This window comes from Aliiroseovarius sp. PTFE2010, assembly GCF_049943335.1.
Classification (GTDB): Bacteria; Pseudomonadota; Alphaproteobacteria; order Rhodobacterales; family Rhodobacteraceae; genus JBNFVY01.
The window spans coordinates 14,927-31,862 of sequence record NZ_JBNFVY010000005.1 but is presented as its reverse complement, the minus strand read 5'-3'; the positions used below and the strand labels follow the sequence as shown (position 1 = coordinate 31,862).

General features: G+C 58.4%; 14 protein-coding genes. 9 read left to right on the top strand and 5 right to left on the bottom strand.

Features of this window, described 5'->3' with window-relative positions; translation table 11 throughout:
- Positions 1 to 80: 80 nt before the first annotated feature.
- Entirely contained in the window at positions 81 to 1,868 is a 1,788-nt protein-coding gene (locus ACP2AV_RS09770) for a gamma-glutamyltransferase family protein (RefSeq protein WP_426372513.1), read from the bottom strand.
- 153 nt (positions 1,869 to 2,021) lie between these two features.
- On the opposite strand from ACP2AV_RS09770, the gene ACP2AV_RS09765 reads away from it, so the two are divergent.
- Positions 2,022 to 3,182 (top strand): hypothetical protein, encoded by a 1,161-nt coding sequence (locus ACP2AV_RS09765; RefSeq protein ID WP_426372512.1) that lies wholly within the window; start codon positions 2,022 to 2,024, stop codon positions 3,180 to 3,182.
- Positions 3,183 to 3,194: 12 nt separating this feature from the next.
- Here ACP2AV_RS09765 and ACP2AV_RS09760 read toward each other — a convergent pair whose 3' ends face one another.
- From ACP2AV_RS09760 to ACP2AV_RS09745, 4 genes are read right to left on the bottom strand one after another with little or no spacing between them, the layout of a single operon-like run.
- Entirely contained in the window at positions 3,195 to 3,986 is a 792-nt protein-coding gene (locus tag ACP2AV_RS09760; protein WP_426372511.1) for a 3-deoxy-manno-octulosonate cytidylyltransferase, read from the bottom strand.
- Positions 3,983 to 4,984: a KpsF/GutQ family sugar-phosphate isomerase gene (locus ACP2AV_RS09755; protein WP_426372510.1), complete on the bottom strand. Its 1,002-nt coding sequence runs from the start codon at positions 4,982 to 4,984 to the stop codon at positions 3,983 to 3,985. Before ACP2AV_RS09755 ends, ACP2AV_RS09760 begins: the two co-directional genes overlap by 4 nt.
- 3 nt (positions 4,985 to 4,987) lie before the next feature.
- Positions 4,988 to 6,106 carry a polysaccharide biosynthesis/export family protein gene (locus tag ACP2AV_RS09750; RefSeq protein WP_426372509.1) on the bottom strand — a complete coding sequence of 373 codons (1,119 nt, stop codon included), beginning with the start codon at positions 6,104 to 6,106 and terminating at the stop codon, positions 4,988 to 4,990.
- 35 nt (positions 6,107 to 6,141) lie between these two features.
- Positions 6,142 to 7,293, bottom strand: coding sequence for a hypothetical protein (locus ACP2AV_RS09745; RefSeq protein ID WP_426372508.1), 1,152 nt, complete (start codon positions 7,291 to 7,293; stop codon positions 6,142 to 6,144).
- A gap of 621 nt (positions 7,294 to 7,914) precedes the next feature.
- Between ACP2AV_RS09745 and ACP2AV_RS09740 the strand changes: the two genes are divergently transcribed.
- The 8 genes from ACP2AV_RS09740 to ACP2AV_RS09705 all read left to right on the top strand — a co-directional run bounded on the left by ACP2AV_RS09740 (position 7,915) and on the right by ACP2AV_RS09705 (position 16,930).
- On the top strand, positions 7,915 to 9,186 hold the full coding sequence (locus ACP2AV_RS09740; RefSeq protein ID WP_426372507.1) for a hypothetical protein: 1,272 nt from the start codon (positions 7,915 to 7,917) through the stop codon (positions 9,184 to 9,186).
- Positions 9,183 to 9,971 (top strand): ABC transporter permease, encoded by a 789-nt coding sequence (locus ACP2AV_RS09735; RefSeq protein WP_426372506.1) that lies wholly within the window; start codon positions 9,183 to 9,185, stop codon positions 9,969 to 9,971. Before ACP2AV_RS09740 ends, ACP2AV_RS09735 begins: the two co-directional genes overlap by 4 nt.
- A 3-nt stretch (positions 9,972 to 9,974) precedes the next feature.
- A complete protein-coding gene (locus ACP2AV_RS09730; RefSeq protein ID WP_426372505.1) occupies positions 9,975 to 10,631 on the top strand; it encodes an ABC transporter ATP-binding protein in 657 nt (218 codons plus the stop codon).
- A gap of 646 nt (positions 10,632 to 11,277) precedes the next feature.
- The gene (locus ACP2AV_RS09725; RefSeq protein WP_426372504.1) at positions 11,278 to 13,023 is read left to right on the top strand and encodes a hypothetical protein; all 1,746 of its coding nucleotides are present in this window, start codon (positions 11,278 to 11,280) and stop codon (positions 13,021 to 13,023) included.
- A 19-nt stretch (positions 13,024 to 13,042) separates the two neighbouring features.
- Positions 13,043 to 13,363 (top strand): hypothetical protein, encoded by a 321-nt coding sequence (locus ACP2AV_RS09720; RefSeq protein WP_426372503.1) that lies wholly within the window; start codon positions 13,043 to 13,045, stop codon positions 13,361 to 13,363.
- A gap of 200 nt (positions 13,364 to 13,563) precedes the next feature.
- A complete protein-coding gene (locus ACP2AV_RS09715; protein WP_426372502.1) occupies positions 13,564 to 14,442 on the top strand; it encodes a hypothetical protein in 879 nt (292 codons plus the stop codon).
- A complete protein-coding gene (locus ACP2AV_RS09710; RefSeq protein ID WP_426372501.1) occupies positions 14,439 to 16,508 on the top strand; it encodes a glycosyltransferase in 2,070 nt (689 codons plus the stop codon). The genes ACP2AV_RS09715 and ACP2AV_RS09710 overlap by 4 nt, the downstream gene beginning before the upstream one ends.
- On the top strand, positions 16,505 to 16,930 hold the full coding sequence (locus ACP2AV_RS09705) for a hypothetical protein (protein WP_426372500.1): 426 nt from the start codon (positions 16,505 to 16,507) through the stop codon (positions 16,928 to 16,930). Before ACP2AV_RS09710 ends, ACP2AV_RS09705 begins: the two co-directional genes overlap by 4 nt.
- Positions 16,931 to 16,936: the final 6 nt, after the last annotated feature.

Below are 16,936 nucleotides of genomic sequence, written 5' to 3'. Positions count from 1 at the left end.
GCAAGCAAACCGCCGAATTCGGTTCGGGAAATTATTACATTGCCCCCCACGGAACACAACCTGGAGACGATTGGGGCGGGTTATCTGCCGACTGCATATGCCTGCATGAGCCTTGGTGTTGCCGCGGCTTTCAATATTCCGTCCAGACCTTGCGCAACGGCCGTCAGCCGACCCACAGACCAAGGTTGACTGACTTCAACGCTATGGCCCCTTTCGCGCAAATCTTGAATGGTACTTTCAGAAAAACCCGGTTCGATCATCAAATGTCCCAAGCGCACCCCGTGCGGGTAAAAACTGGCTTGCAGATGGCCGGTATGGAACAACGGCAGATCAATTGCTTCTTGCATGTTGCGATCACCATGCATGAGCCGAAGCAGAAAGATCAATTGCCATTGGTCCTGTTGATCGCCCCCAGGTGTACCAAATGCGATCTTCCGCCCGTCGGGTGCGCGGGCCATGGACGGGGACAAAGTGGTGCGCGGTCTGCGCCCTGGGGCCAGCCCACTTGGGATCGTCGGATCAAGCCAGAACATCTGGGCCCTTGTATTCAACGGTGCGCCAAGCCCGGGAATGACGGGATTTGATTGCAGCCAGCCGCCCGATGGGGTTGCGCAAACCATATTGCCCCACTGGTCGACGACATCCAGATGCACGGTGTCACCTTCGGCATTGGACAGATGCGCCATTGTCGGCTCGCCGCCACCATATCCTGTGTGCTTGGGGAGCTGGGCGTTGGCACGTTTTTCGAATGCTTGGATCTGCATTTCAAAGCCTGGCACCCCGCCAGAACGCAGATCATGCGAAGCGCCGCGCGTGATCAGACCCGCGCGCCTGGATGCGTAGGGGTGCGACAACAATTGCGCCAGCGGTATGTCGCTATGATCGGGGTCGCCGTAATAGGCTTCACGGTCGGCGAAAGCCAGTTTCAAAGCCTCAACCACAAGATGAACAAAATCGGGACTGCCTTGCGGGCAGTTTTCAATTCCGGCGCTGTCGAGCACGCGCAACGCCTGAAGCAGGCTGGGCCCCTGCGACCAGGGCCCCGGCTTCCATATTTTCCATCCCGAGACTTCGACCGAAACGGGCACTTCATAGCTGGCTTGCCAATGGGCCATGTCCTGACCATCCAGAACACCTTTGCGCCGCACCCCGGTACCATCCATCACGCAGGACTTTGACAGGTAGGTGTCGATCTTTTCTGCAACAAAGCCGGAATATACGGCGCGACGCGCGGCTTCTATCCGGGCGCCGCGGTCCGGGGCGCCCGCCGCTTCGTTGACGATGCGTTGCAGCGTATCTGCCAATTGCGGGTTGCAAAACAGGCCGCCCGGCGACGGGGCTTCGCCGTTTGGCAACCACACGTCGGCAGAACTGGGCCATTCGCTTTTGAACATTGCCGCATTTGCTGAGATGGAATTGCACACGTTTGCAAGCAATGGATGCCCCTTGGCCGCATAGAAAATCGCGGGGGCCATGACCTCGGCAAGTTCCAGCCGCCCATGATCGCGCAAAAGGGTCATCCAGGCACCGAAGGCACCCGGGATCACCGTAGACAGCAACCCCGCGCCGGGGATCATCTCAAGCCCCTCAGAGCGGTAGTGTTCGACGGTGGCACGCCGGGGCGCGGGGCCCTGACCGCAAAGGACAACAGGCGCGTCATCCCCACAGGGCCAGACCAGCAGGGGCATATCGCCCAGCAGACCATTCAAGTGCGGCTCAACCACGCACAGAACAAGCCCGGCCGTCACGGCTGCATCGGCGGCTGTTCCCCCCGCCTCGAGTGCTTTCATCCCCGCGGCCGATGCCAGCCAATGGGTCGATGCGACCATGCCGAAGGTGCCTGAAAGTTCCGGGCGGGTCGTGAACATGGCGTGTCTCCGATCTGGACAAGGCACCCCAATGTGGCGCGCGGCGCGGCCATTGGCAATTCGACAACGCGAGTTGACCTTCGACCGAAAGTCGGGGCATCACCTGTCAACCCAAGCGGCCGCGCAGGAAACGCGCAGGAAATCGGAATTTGCATGAACGCTAAACTTCGAAAACTCGCCCGAGAACCCAAAGCGTTTTTTCGCGATGCGTTGATCAAGCGTTTTCCGGCATTGCGCCTGCGCCCCCGTATCCGCGCAGCGCGCAAGTCGGGCAAACCCACGGCCATTCTTTTGGGGTTTTCCGATTGGAAGATGTGGATGAATGACGTTCTGCCCGACTATCATGTGGTGTTCATAGGGCACAGTCCGGTCATCGACCCCCGACTGATCGACAAGATTCCCAATTTTCCACGCCCGCATGTTTTTGGTTGGAGCTACAAGTTCCCTCAGCGCGCACGCGATGTGTGTACCGACGCTGGTATTCCACTGACGCTGATCGAAGATGGCTTTGTACGCTCGGTTGGGCTGGGCACCCAAAAATCGCGCCCAATGTCCCTGGTCTTTGATACCCGCGCGATGCATTTTGACAGGGGGAAGGTTTCTGACCTGGACGACCTGTTGAATACCTATGATTTCGCAGCAGATGCAGACGTCATGGCTGCGGCGGATGCGGTCATGAGCGCGCTTCAGTCCGGGCTGACGAAATACATACTTGATCACAATTCGCGTTCGGTCGTGGATACCTTGGGGCTTGATCCGGACAGGCGGCGGATCCTTGTGCTGGGGCAGGTCGAAGACGATCTGTCGATCAAATACGGGATCGACGGGTTCATGTCGGGAAACGATCTTGTGCGGAAGGTGGCCGCCGAAAACCCCGAAGCAACGATACTCTATCGCCCGCACCCGGAATCAATCGCCGTTAGCAAACCGCATTATTCCGACCCGGTCGATGTGAATGATATCTGCCATGTTCTTGGATCCGAGTGGGCTCTCAAGGACTGCTTCGACGCCGCGCACGAGGCGCATGTGATCACCTCGCTTGCGGGGCTGGAAGCAAAGGTCGCCGGGTTGGATGTCCATGTGTACGGGATGCCATTTTATTCAGGCTGGGGATTTACAATCGACCACGGTATTTCCGACATTCCTGACAAGCGCCGCCGCTCTCTTACCCTGCGCGAGGTCATCGCCGGAGCCTACGTTCTATACCCCCGCTATTATCATCCACTGACCAGCGACCCGATCGATGTCTGGGAGGCTCTGCGGATAACGCAACAGATGCGTCTCAACCTTGCTGAAACGACAAAACCGGCCTGAACGGTCCGTAGATCAAGTCAGCACACGCTCAATGCGCGCGACATCCTCAGGATTGTTCAGCTCCCAAAAGACGCGTCCCTTGCCATCGACTTCAACGCACAGAACCTTGCGTCCATTTTCAAGAAATCGCAGCTGTTCAAGACCTTCAAGATCCTCGAGCGGACCTTTCTGCCAGCCCGAATAAGCCTTGAGCACCGAAGGGCGATAGGCATACACACCGACATGATGGAAAACCGGCATCTGGGACCATGTTTCCATCTTGTCCGGATCAACATACGGCAGCACTTCTTTCGAAAAATACAATGCTTGCATGTCAGGGCGGAACACTGACGTCGTTCCGCCAACACGTCCTGCCTTTCGGTCTTCCATGAAGTTCTGCAACGTTTCACGGTCGCACCGCAGCACGGGCGTAGCCAGATCCATGTCGGGGCGGGCCTGCATACCCGCAACCAGATCTTCGACAAACCATGCCGGCGTCAACGGGGCGTCGCCTTGCAGGTTCACGACAAGGTCCGGCTCTTGGTCAAGCGCGCGCAGGGCTTCGGCGCAGCGCTCGGTTCCGTTTTCGCACCCCGGCGAGGTCATTATAACCTTGCCACCAAATGCTTCGACATGATCGGCGATCCGCTTGTCATCGGTTGCGACAAAGACGTCTTCGATGCCCTGCACGTCCATGGCGGCGTCCCAACTACGCCGAACCAGTGAGCGCGCTTCACCCGACTTGTCGCGCAGTTCAGCAAGGGGTTTGCCCGGATACCGGGTCGAGGCGTAGCGCGCCGGGATAATAATGACCGTTTTGCTCATTTGGCCAAGCCTGACGTACAGTGGTGGATGTGGACAAGACCGTAGCCGCCTTCGGCGTCATCGCGGACGACCATGACCGAAATTTCAAGGCGCCCCATCACGTCCAGCGCATCAGACACCAGCATCGACTTGTCGATGGACACAGGGTCAGCCGTCGCGACATCCGCGGCCGAGGCATGTATCAGATTTGGAAGGTTCCGCCGCATGTCTCCGTCGGTGATGATCCCGATCAATTCGTCGCCATCCATCACCATAGCCGCGCCAAGCGCCTTTTGGGTGATCGTGATAACGACTTCAGACATGGGTGTATCGGGCGCGACGATAGGTAGATCGTCGCCTTTACGCATCACATCTTCCACCCGCAACAGACGGGTGCCCAGCTTGCCGCCGGGATGATAGCGCCGAAAATCTTCTGGCATGACGTTCATCAGATGGCTCACGCCCACAGCAAGGGCATCGCCAATTGCCAGGCTCAGCGTCGAAGTTGTCGTCGGCGCCAGGCCGTTGCGACACGCTTCGCGAAACTTGCCATAAGCAATGGGGATGTCCGCGAACTGTCCCAGCGTGCTGTCAGCACTTGAGGTCATTGCGATCACCGGGTTCCCGTGCGCCCGGCAATAATGAAGCAAATCCGAAAGCTCGCTGGTTTCGCCTGAATTCGAAAGGCAGAGAATCACGCTGTCATCGTGAATGATGCCCAAGTCACCATGGCTGGCTTCTGCGGCATGCAAAAACGCAGCACGCTTCCCAAGCGAGCGAAAGGTTGAGGCGATTTTATGCGCGATGTGGCCACTTTTCCCGATGCCGGCCACAATCAACGGGCCGGTCGAGGCGTGAATCAGTCGGATCGCACTGATCAAAGCGGGGTCGCGGTTGGCCGCGAATCTCAGCATGGCGTCCGCTTCGTTTTGGACAACGCCGAATGCAACCTCTTCGAGGCTTTCCGGATCGGCGGCGTCAACGGTGTCGTGTGGCGACTGTATGATTGGACGGGGCATGGTTCAGTCTCTCAGGTTGTTTGCTGCGTTCGAACTCGCAAGAACCGGCGACAGCAATGTGATGACGAATTTCCGTAGTTCACTGGCTTGGGCATTGGCGACGTACAGAATATCGCCATCATCGATTTCAAAAATCTTAGCCAGAAAAAATGCGTCTGCCCGGCTCATATCCAGTCTGTAAATGACGGGCAGCTTGTCGCCGACCAGCTTGGCGCGCTGCTCTGGGGTCAAAGCGCCAAACTGCGCCTTGTCCTCAAACCGGAACAAGAAGATCGATGCCGGGTCAGCCTGAGAATCGCGCAAGCCGCCGGCATTTGCGATCGCCCCGGCAAGGGTTACACGAGGTTTGGCGAGCCGCTGCTCTCCGCTTTTGGTCACGGCACCAAAAGCCGAAAAATATCGGGGGGCGAATTCAAGATGGACGGTATCGCCTGGCAAAATTGCGACATTATTTGCGGCGACGTCGAACGCGCTATCCAAACGAATGGTCTCACGGCGCGATCCGCGCACCAAGGTAACACGGGTCTCCCACGCGGGTTGAGATTGCCCCCCCGCCAAAGCGATCACATCAAGCAGTGACGCGCTTTGGGTGGGCAGTTCGATCCGACCCGGTCGATTCACGTCCCCCAACACCGAAACGCTCAGCGCATCACTTTGCAGGCGCGACACTTGTATTTCCGGCTCAAGTGCTTTTCCGCTAACGGCCTCTAACAGATCTGCACGCAGATCTTCCAAGGATTTGCCGCGCGCAGTGACTTGCCCGGCATAGGGCACCCGTACCGTGCCGTCACTGGCAACTGTCACCAGGATTTCCGTGTCACGTTGTTCGGCTGTCGAAAACAGGCCTTCTTCGCCTGCTTCCCAAATCCTGATTGAAAGTCCATCGCCCTCGGCAATGACATCGCGATTGGTCCGGATGGTCCGTGACCGCGTCGTGGCGGAAAAGCGCTCAGGCGTCCGGGCGCCATGCCTTTTTGCGCTTTCCGCAGTGAGCGTTACCAACTCGTATTCCATTGCGACATCGATGGTTTCCGAGGGCTTTTGATCCCCGACGATCGCCTGAGTGGACGGCCCATGCGCTGGCAATGACGCGCACCCGCCAAGCGCGATCACAGCAGTCACCAAAAACGTGCGCGGCGCCCACGAAAAAAAGGATTCTACTTGCATTCCGCCTCAATCTTATCGGCGATCGCGTTGGCCGCGACCTCAACACCCGACTTTGCATAGTAATCGCCGGGAAGCAGGCACGTCGCAACGAGCCAATTCAAATAGGCGTTTCGCAGAGTCTTTTCGGCAACAAAATTCGAACGCCAGAATGCGTCAAAATCCGGTTTCCCATTGGCGCATGTCGCAATGCGCGGATTCGCATAGACTGCCCGCCCCACAGCCATCAGTGGTTTGCCATGCGCAATTGCCGACAGGCCTGACGTGCTGTTGATGGTGATCAATCCGGCTGAGTTTCGGACCAACTGTCCCAGCGACCCCACATGCACCAGGTGCACACGATCCGCGACACCCATTTGCGCAGAGATTTCGGGGATCATGGTAAGACTGCGATCATGTCCGCGTGCTAACGGATGTGCCTTGAACACCAAGTGTAAATCCTCTGGGCCGGTGGATGCCAACGACGCGATCGTGTTGCGTACAAGCCGCTCGGCAGTCCAGCCAAAGGCTGCCTCGCCAAGGCTCAAGTCGTTGGGAACCTGAAGCGCTACAACCATGTATTTCACACGCGCCGTTTCCAGATGGTCGATGAATCGTTGATCCGCTCTCTCGAACGCCAGCTTGCGCGCAAGGTTCAATAGCCAAAGACGAACCTCTCGGAACGGGCGGATCTGACGATGCGAAATGGAACGTTCCTGGTTGCTACCGAAGGCACTCAACAATCCGTAGTAGCAAAACGACTTGAACAGAAGATCATGGAATCCCTGAAAGTCTGTTTGTTCAGGCGGGTGGCAAGATGAGGGAAACTCATCAGGGACCTTGCCTGCAACAGGCGAACCAGCATTGTTCCCGCCCCATTCGGCCGTCACATATCCGGGGCGAATGTACCCCTCTTCGAGGCACAAGACCGGAATGCCATGCGCCAGTGCGACCGCTCGCGCAACCGTATGTATCGGGCGACAGGCCCCAAAAAGAAGGACCAAGTCGGTGTCGAGTTCAGCGAACGTGCGTTCAAGCTCTTCGCGCCAGTCATCCAAAGTACCAGCAAAGTCCCTGCGCCCCGCATGGCGGTCAAACATCCGGTCGGGCGCATTGAACGCGAACCGTGTGACGTTGTGGCCACGCGCCCCCAGGGTTTTTCGCAACTGAGAGAAAAACCCCCCTACGGGGCCCTGAAGCAAGAGGACGTTCAACGGCCGGTGAAGGCCGGAAGGGCCCACCTGCGGTATTTCCGAGCGCGCGCTTACTTGCTCGTCGACAATCGGGTTCATTGCCCAATTCGGACTATTATTCATCACGCTTCGACTTTCGATACGAGCGACCTTCTGCCAACTCACCCTCGCAACCGCACTACTAGCGCAATAGTTGCACCGGGTCCAATCGCCTCTCGCGACAACCGGCGATCACCTGCCTGAATGAACCCATTGTGGTAACCTACTCTTGCAAGTTGAAATAATTGCACCTGTCAGGCAGCACAGAGCCGACTGTTCGCGCAACGAATACTCTCGGTTTTTTAACGTAGAATGAAGAAAAAACCTTCAACACAGCAGCAGAACTTACTTGAGGCGGTGGTTGACCCACCGAGAATTGTAGCAGTTGGCGGTTTGGCCTATAAAAAACACCTGATCTTCTGCAGGTTGCGCAGACAACACGTGCAAGGATAGTAATCTCGGGGCATCCGAATACCCAACTGCAACACGCGCAAGCGCGCAATAAACTCAATAAAATGGCTATGGTCCCAAAGATCATGACCGAGAGGCAAGACAATGGCGAAGCCAAAAAAAGACGCCCCGAAGCCGGGTGCTAACATTCGGAAGCCAGGTGCTAACACCCCGAAGCCAGGTGCTAACATCCGGAAGCCGGGTGCTAAAAAGCCAAAAGGCGAGGTCGTAGAACTCACAGCAGGCCCTGCGGGGACCAAGCGTCTTCGGCCACAACAGAAGAGACGCCTACTGCTCGCATTGTCATTTGGGCTCTGCGTGCTTGCCCCGATTATCGCGGCGATCTTCTATTATTTTGCCATCGCCTCGGACCGGTACGCGTCGTCAGCCGGTTTTTCTGTTCGCGGTGTCGACGCTGGTATGGGGCTGGATGGCATTGGCGCGCTGACCGGGCTGGCCAGTACCGGTTCGACCACATCGGATTCCTACATCGTCCTTGAATATCTGCAGAGCCGCAAGTTGGTCGAAGACTTGGATGCGAAGTTGGATCTGCGCGGCACGTACAGCGACCCTGAAAATGATTTCTTGATGCGCCTTAAACCCGACGCAACCATCGAGGAATTTGTAAAGTACTGGCAAAAGGTCATTTCGACGAGCTTCGATTCAACCTCGGGGATCATAAATTTCGAAGTTCAGTCCTTTTCGCCTGAACACGCCGAAGCTGTTGCCACCGAAATCCTTCGGATGAGTCAAAGTTTGGTCAACGATCTATCCTCGCAGGCACGACAAGATGCGTTGCGCTTCGCAGAAGCGGAAGTCACGCGCCAGGAAGAACGACTGCGTTCTGCCCTGGCCGCGCTCAGCACGTTCCGACAACAAGAGCAATCGGTGAATCCGGCCGCAACCGCAGCGCTCGACATTGAGCTTTTGGGGGCGCTTGAAGCGCGACTCGTCGATTTGAACGCGCGGATCGCTGCGATCGAAAACCTACTTGATGAAAATGCCCCATCTCTCGTCGCACTGCACAGACAAAAAGATGCGCTTCTTGAACAGATTGCCGCCAGACGCGCCCAAATCTCGGGAACGATCGATATCCCCAACGGCACATCGGACCAGTTGACCACATTTGAAACGTTAGAGGTCGAACGCCGTTTTGCCGAAGAGAGTTACGCGTCCGCGCTCAACTCTTTGGAACAGGCGCGCCGTGATGCGGACCGCAAGCAACGCTATCTCGCGATCCACCTACAACCCAGCATCCCCCAAGACGCAGCCTATCCCGAACGCATCAAGGACACCGCAATCGTCAGCTTTGTCTTCTTTGCCTTCTGGAGCATCGCAACCTTGCTCACGTATTCGGTTCGGGATCACCTGTCATGACACGGCATACTTCGGTTGGTGAATTGCTGATCCTGCAGGTGCGGGTGATTGCCAGCTTGGTGATCCGCGAAACACGCGCGACCTTTGGAACATCCAACTTCGGTTATCTGTGGGCAATCATCACGCCAACAGCAAGTGTCGGCGTTCTTGTGTTCGTCTTCACCCTGGTCGGGCGGCAAGCGCCTTTTGGCTCGAGCCTCGCATTGTTCTTCGGAACGGGCATCATGGCGTTGCAATACTTTAGCGAACTGTCCCACAAATTGAATTCGGTGTTCAATGCGAACCGGGCGCTGCTGACCTATCCTGTCATTCGGGAACTGGACACATTGATTGCACGGGCGCTGCTCATCGCGGCGACGTACCTGGCCATTATGGTCCTTTTCTTTGGGGCGTTGATATCACTTGGGTTGGCACCGTGGCCATCCCATCCCGAAGCTCTCATTCTGGCCTTCATCACAACGTGGTTGCTGGGGTTTGGGATGGGTCTGATGAATGCTGTCGTGTCGTCGATGTGGGACACCTGGACTCAGGTCGAGCGCGTGTTGACCCGCCCATTGTTCTTCGTTTCTGCGATTTTCTATGTTCCCAGTCAGCTTCCCCCCGAAGCGATCGCCGTTCTGAAATGGAACCCGGTCCTGCATCTTGTCGAATGGATGCGCGAAGGCTTCTACCCGCGGTATAACAGCATGGTTCTGGACAAATCATATGTTCTTATGGTGGCGACGCTTCTCATACTTCTGGGCCTTGCCGGCGAACGCCTCTTTCGAAAAAAGCGGACGAATTGACCCATGCTTTCTGTTCAGAACGTTTCAAAATCCTATGAGCTGAAAGGGGTTCGCAAGAACATCCTGCAAGACCTCAGCTTTGATTTTCCCGATGGGAAAAACTGCGCGATCATGGGGCGCAACGGGGCTGGCAAGTCGACCTTTATGCGCCTGCTTGCCGGGACAGAACCGCCCGATAGCGGGCGAATTTACCGATCCGCCCGTGTGTCGTGGCCGCTGGGATTTGCCGGAGGCTTCAACGGCTCGATGACCGGAATCGAAAACGTTCGTTTCGTCGCGCGTATTTACGGCCAGGATACCGAAGCGGTGATCCAGTACGTGAAAGACTTCTCTGAACTCGGGCCATCGTTGAAACTACCGATCAAGACCTACTCAAGCGGGATGAAAGCGCGCCTGGCATTCGGCCTTAGTATGGCGATCGACTTCGAAATGTACCTGATCGACGAAATCACCGCTGTAGGCGACGAGCAGTTCAAGAAAAAGAGCCAGGCTGTCTTTAACGAAAAATTGGGCAAGAGCCAGATCATCATGATTTCGCATTCGGCAAATACCATTCGCGACTACTGCGATTGCGGTATTCTTCTCGAACACGGTCGAATTCGTTACTTCAGCCATGTCGACGACCTTCTGAAGGAATACCGCCGTGTCGTGACGGCCTAGCGAAACCGGGCCAGTCGCAATAGCGCAGAGACCGGCCTGAACGCCATCAGCGGCCACGTAGGCGCGCCACCCCGACGGCTCGGCAGACGACAGAACCCAACGCCGATGAACAGCGCCCCGCACCCTCCGGTAGCAGTTCCCAAGGCGGGCCCCACCCGAACGCATGATCAGGCCTGTCATCAGCATTCGAAATCTCATCGCTGTCGCGCAAGGCACCGGATGCGCAGCGCGATGCCGGCGGGCCCACGGTGCGTGTCGATAGACATGTCTGGCCGACGACATCCCAAGTCAAATGACGCTTCGGTGTCGCTGACCAGACGAATTGATCAATAGAATCAGCCCCCCAAAAGGCCGCGATCGATCTGCCTTACGGCTCGCCGCTGGCGCATACAGGGCCGCTTTCAGCCCCCTCGGGCCGGATCGCCAATCAAACCCCACTTTTTCGGGGGCGCAGGCCCCGTCCACGGCGTTGATATTTGCTCTTTCGGCCCAGATTGGATACAATTGTAGTGTTGTTTCTCGCGTATCCCTTCGACTATGTTGGGGGACGAATTGATCGTTTCAATTTGCGCTGAATATGGGCACATCTTTGCCCTTAAGTGCGTTGATAGTTATTTTATTTCCCACTCATAGGGGTGTGGGCGTCATGGGCGAATTCGCTGATGCGGGGGCATCGCAGCCGGACACAAGCACCACTGCGGATGACCACGCCAAAGTACTGGACAGAATGAACTCTGAGGCGTGGGAAAAGCGTCTCGAAGAAGCACGTCTGAAGCGCGCCAAGATTCTTGAGCAAAAAAAGGCGACCGCCAAACCCGAATTCGCGCGCGCGGCCCCGCCCGACTTCGCAAAACCCGACACGCTGATCGTTCCGTTCGAGCCGCGCAAACAGGCGCAGCCCACGGCAGATTTGCAAGCGGACAACAACGACGCAGCCGACGCGGCGGCTCCTGGAACCGCAGTAGCGCCGCTGGATGAGCGCATCGAAAAGCTGGAAGCTGCCTTGGCCGCCGTGGCCGCTCAACCCGGCAAGCAGACCAAACCGCCCGCCCGAAAGACGCGTTCCCTATGGGTGCTGGCGGGCGTTTTTCTTGGCGGCGCGACTGCGGGGATCATCGCGATGCAAGTCCCCGACCTCGTTGGGCGGCTAAGCGGTTCAGCGTCAGATGCCCCATCGATGAACGTACAATCGTCGCAGATCCCCACTGAGGCACCCGCACCCGGACCGCGTTTGCTGACCGGCGTTGACGCGATGAACACGCCGCCGCCATGGGCCGGCGCCCCGTTGCCTAAGGTCATGACGATGCCCGACGGGGCACAAAATTCTGCGCAGTCTTTTCCGGCGCGCGGCACACCGATGGCCTTGCGGCTACGCACACCTGACCACGCGGCGTCTGTTGCGGTGTCCGACCGTTCGGCGGCGATGCCTGAGGCGATGACCGTGTCCGGTTTACCCGTTCTGGACCGCGCCGTCGAACTTGACCGCGCGACTGGTCCACAGCTGCCGCGTCCCCCCACGTCTGCCCCAACGCCAGTTGCCCCGCCTCTCATGTTGGCCACAGATGCGCAAACAGACACGTCGCTGGCCGCATTGCAGAAACCTGCACACCTTGCCGCGCCGGTCACAGTCCGGGGTGCGCAACGTCCGCCCGCCGCGGCGAACTTTCCCAGCGGGGTGAATTGGGCCTCATTCGATCCTGTTCCTGATGATCGGACGCCGGCGGCGCGCTTTACGCTGGCATCAGCGCAAATTGCCCCGCCCCAAATTCCAGAGCGCGCGGGTGCACCCCGCCCGTTGGTGCCCGCTGCCTTAAACGCCCCCATGTCCTCGCCCTTGGAGGCGTCATTGCAATTGCGCCGTCCTGAAACTGGCGCCGTGCGCCAGACTGTCGGGCCGATCGAACCATTGGCCTTGACGTCGGACCAAAATGCCCGGCCCTTCGTCGATGAAACCGCGCCGGTTTACGACCGCCGCGGCGTTGGTGAAGGCGTGGTGGTCAATGTATTCGCCCCGGCGACAATCAAAAGCGACGCCTTGTCAGCGCAACTTGACCAGCTTCAGAAAGACGGCTTCGCGACCGAAGACGTCACCCGGGTCAATTTCAAGGTCAGCCGCTCCAACGTGCGCTACTATCACGCCGAAGATGCCGAAAAGGCGGCTGATCTGGCAAAAACCATGGGCGCCGAGGCGCGTGATTTTTCCTCTTCGCGCAACAATCCTCCGCAAGGCTATATCGAGCTTTACCTACAGGGCGACAGAAGCGCGGCTCAACGCCCGGTGCGCACCGCCAAGAAAGTGCGCAATCCCACCGCAGAAGAACTGCAGGCACGCCGCGCCGCACAGTTGAAGCGCCAGTTGATCAACAAGCTCAACCGGCTCAATACGCAATGACCGACGGAACCCGAACCACATGATCCTGAACAAACGACTCGTTGCCATTGTTACCGGCTTCTTGCTGATCGCAGGGCGGGCATCGCCCGGTATGGGCGCGCCATCGTGGGACCAGTTGACCACTATCGACGCTTATCTCAGTCAGAACGACACGCGCGGTCTTTTGCAGTTCCTCGCGGTACATCCCGAATTGATGCAGGGCGAAGATGAATTGGCAGCCGAACTACGATCCTTCGCCGCCGAAATGGGCCGGACCGATGTGTCGCGGTTCAATGCCCAGACCTCAACCATTGATGCAACCAACTCGGCTGCCAGTATGTTCGGGGGCGGGATCTACTGACACACATAACGGCGCATTCTGATCAGGGCACGTTCCCGCCGCGACTGGCCTATGTGTTGGATCCCCGCTTTGGTGGGGGAACTTCTGCTGCAATTGCCGCAGAACTTCCCATTGCGGCCGGTTTGGGTCGGGTGCAAATCCACGCGCGCCGCTCGGCCATGTTTGGCGACCAACAGCGGGTTCACCCAGGACTTTCAGACGTGATCGACACGCTTGGCCTGCCGATCATATGGGATGCGCCGGTTATTTCCGCCGATACGGTCATTTTGCACAACCCGGCGTTTTTGAAACACCAATCTGATTTTGGTGGCCGCATCGTGGCGCGGGACTTGATCGTCGTAACCCACGAAAATGTCCTGCGGCCGGGTGGCGCTGCAGGGTTCGACATAACCGGATGTCTTGACCAGATCGATCGGGCAAGCCTTGCGCTTCACAAGCGCCTTGCACCGGTATCTGCGCATAATCGACAAGGGGTTGTGGAATGGCTGGCGCAGAACCGAGGCCCGTGGGACGTGGTAGAGCATGACTGGTTCAACATTTTCGACGGTGAATTTTCGGCCCCATCACCGGCCCCTTCAGACCGCCGCGGTCGCCTGTCGCGACCCGGGTTCGAGAAATTCCCGGCCATTGAAATTTTGGATAAGTGTTTTCCGCCCCATGCGCAGGCCAACGTCATCCTCGGGGCTGACATGCTGATCAACACCCAGGCGGCGCGGCCGCATTGGACACTTCTGCCTTTCGGTACGACCGCCGTGGACGGGTTTTTCGACATGATTGATTTCATGGTTTATTTCACGGCACCAACGTGGCGCGAAAGTTTCGGCCGCGTGATCGCCGAAGGCATCGCGGCTGGCAAAGTGGTGCTGACGGACCCGCAGACGGCGGCACCGTTCGGCGATGGCGTAGTGGCCTGTGCACCCGATCAGGTGGACGATCTGATTGCCGGTTTCGTGGCCGCGCCGAAATCCTACGCAAGACAGGTTGCACGCGGGCAGGACTGCCTGTCCCGTTACTCAGCCGCGAATTTCAAGGCGCAGTTCGCCAAAATAATTTTGACCAAGGAGCGCGCCGTTTCATGATCCTGATCGAGGCAGGCACCCCGTCCCTTCGCGCATTTGACGCCCAGTTGATTTTCGCCTGGCAGCTTGCTGCGCGGGGCCATGATCCCGTGATCGACGCCAGCGTCATAGAGGATGCTCTTGATCGCGGTCGAACCTATGAAGCGGCCCCCTTCCTGCGCGAAACCGACGACATTTCCCCCTCGGCCGTCATGCTTGTCGGCGCCGATGAAATTGCGGATTCGACCCTGCAGCGCATCCGGGGCTTGACGTTGGATCCTGCGGCCGCGTTCGTTGCGATAGGTCGGTTCGACACCCCGCAGGATCTCATCGGGGCGCGCGCAAAGATCGCCTATGCGCTTGGGCGCGACCCTGTGGTCATTGATCTGAACGATCTGCAACCGCGCCAGCTTTTGAGCAACGCGATCGCTCCTTTGTTGGCCCCTCTTTCCAAGAAACAGCGCAGCCCCCGCGCACGTCCGTCTGTCACGATCGTGCTGGGACCGGACGCGCTGGACGAGCCCGCAGCAATGGCTGAATTGTCCGGTCTGTCCCACAGCCCTGCATACAGTTTGAAGGTCATTGTGTCCGCCGGCCAGAAAAAGCGGATCAAAGCGTCGCGGTTCCATGACCTGCCGGTAATTACCTTTACCGAACTATCCCCCGTAACCTTGGCCGAGCGCACGGATGTCTTTGTCGTGTATGGCCGGGGCATACCCGGTGATCGCATGGCCGCGCTCGCAGTCTGTCTCATGGCCCAGGGCGGCACCGTCGTAGACTGCACCCAGGACGCCGCGTTTCTAGAGCGCGGCGCGCCAGCCGTTCGCGGGCCCGAAATGCAGGCCGCGCTGGACATGTTCCTGACGGGAACGATCCTGCCGAATTTGCCGGAAATCGGGGAAACCGCACTGCGCTCACCTTGGGTTCAGGTCGCCGACCTGTCGCGGATCGAACAGGCGGCGGGGCTGGAACCTGCCCGCCCGCAGGAAGAGCCCCAACGCCAAGCCCGCGCAATTTTCATGCCAACAAACGGCGTCGGCTTGGGGCACGCTCAGCGCTGCGCGGTCATTGCCGACCAGATGCAACACCGCGACGATACCGGCTTTGCAGCGTTTCCCAGTTGTGTGCCCCTGATCCTGGGGCGCGGTTATGACTGTATGCCGCTGATCCAGCGCTCTGGCGATCATGCACAGCCCTTTGCGAATGACGTGGCCAACTATCTACGGCTGTCACACCTGCTTGGCCCCAAGGACCGACTGGTCTTTGATGGGGGGTATGTCTTTGACTCGGTTGCCAGGACCGTTACCGAAAACGGGCTGGGCGCAACCTGGATTCGGCGCGGCCTCTGGCCTGGCGGCAGGGCGGCGAATGACATGCTGGACCGAGAACGGATTTTCGATCAGGTCATTGTTCCTGGTGAAGCGTTTGCCGAACTGAACGACGTCTATTCCATCGCGCCCAGCGTGCGCAACGTCGGCCCCATTGTGCGCCCCGCACCGACGCCTGACGGCGGGCGCGATGGGCTGCGTGCCCGCTTGGCTGAACGCTTCGACATCCGCTTTGACCGGCTTGTGGTGTCGATGCTGGGCGGGGGCGTGGCGGCCGATCGTACCGCGCAACTGCAAGCGATATCAGCAATGATCGCCACGCGAAAAGACACATTGCACCTGATCGTGGTCTGGCCCGGCGCAACGGTCGCTGCCGCGCTCTATGCTTGGCCCAACACAAGGATCGTCCAATCGTTCGAAGCTTTGGCCTTGGCCATGGCCGCGGACCTGATGATTTCGGCGGCAGGGTACAATTCAATTCACGAGATCCTTTACCACCACATTCCGGCAATCCTGATTCCGCAGACAGCGCCATTCATGGATGATCAGGCGCGGCGCGCCGAGGCACTGGCGAAGCGAGATTTGTGCGGCTTGGTCGACGGCACCGAGTTGATGCAGCTCGGCACCTGGATTTCGCGACTATTGGATCAGGACTGCAGCGCGCAATTGCGCAAGAACCTGCAGGCTCTGGACCTGCCCGAAACCGGAAATACAAACGCCGCGAAGCTGATCGCGGAAAAAACCTGGGGGGCTGCATGATGGCACATAGCTGGACCGCGATCCTGAGCCGGTTGACACGCCACGCCCCGGTCGCCGTGGATGACCTGATCCGCAGTGATCCGCAGCGGGGAATGACCCTGTTTCCCCTGGACGTGCCAATCACGTCAGAGCGCGCATTTCCGCAAGCCGACGCGCTGACCTCACATATCGGGATCCGTGTGACACAGCCACCAGCCGATCCTGCAACGACGGCCATGCGCCTGATCTCGGCCGCATCCGAAAAATCGGTTGTCCCGATCATTCTGACACCTCTGGACAGCTGCGGGCTGGAAAGGTTCGGTCTAAGGGTCGAACGCCTGCCCAGCGATCCAGCCCAAGCGGCCCGCGCCGAGGCTCAGTTGGTCAAATTCTGGAATCTTGCTCTGGTGATAGACGGTCGCGATGTCGAAGCTTTGGCCTGACCTTGT